The organism is Thiolapillus sp. (assembly GCF_048562965.1).
Taxonomy (GTDB): Bacteria; Pseudomonadota; Gammaproteobacteria; order Chromatiales; family Chromatiaceae; genus Thiolapillus; species Thiolapillus brandeum_A.
The window spans coordinates 1-683 of record NZ_JBHNMF010001349.1; the positions used below are offsets into that span (position 1 = coordinate 1).

General features: G+C 53.9%; 1 protein-coding gene. It reads right to left on the reverse strand.

Going from position 1 to position 683, the window contains the following annotated elements:
• Window positions 1-313 (reverse strand): hypothetical protein (locus ACOCD2_RS24245; protein ID WP_293653778.1); only part of this gene is annotated, 313 nt, incomplete at its 3' end.
• Window positions 314-683 lie beyond the last annotated feature (370 nt).

Sequence of the window (683 nt, forward strand, 5' to 3'; positions counted from 1 at the left end):
TAGAGCAGTGTGAGGAAGAAGAGGAAACTTGCAAATGAGGATCTTCTTGCGCTGCCAGCCATGGAGAGCGAAGAGAAGGCTGGTAGTCCCCAGTAGCCGCGAGGCCGCACTGTTTTCCCGGCGTGCCTTGCGCCAGAGGGAAAACAAAGTAGGCCTCCGAACGCGGCGTCCAGTCATATGGGAGCCAAGTACGGAGCAGCAACGAGCTTGCGAAGTTGTTGCGTAGTGCTTGGTGACCAGGACGGCTGGGGCACAAATAGGTTGTCAAAGGCCGAGTCGATTTTGGGGACTGGGATGTCCCAAAATCTATCACGAGGCCGAAGACACGCTTGGGCCTATCATCACAGTTTTGGCCTCCATCGTCCTAGGAGCATGGCTGCTTCTTACGGCAAAAAAACAGAAGAAGTAACAAAAAAGCTAAAGGGGACGTAACTAGTCGAGTAGATCGGCCATTGCTGGCTTTCACCCTCACAGAACCGGACGTGCGGATTTCCCGCATCCGGCTCTTCCGAGCAGGTCACCCGGATTGAGCGGGAGCCAATTGTCTGGGCGCATTATTTTTGGGGCTCTTCCCCAAATGGAGTGGGTAGATTATCGTAATCCCCTATGAGAGACAAAGACCTATATGCCCAGATACTGGGAATCAAGAGTCCCTGGCAAGTATCCGGTGTAGAGCTGGCGCT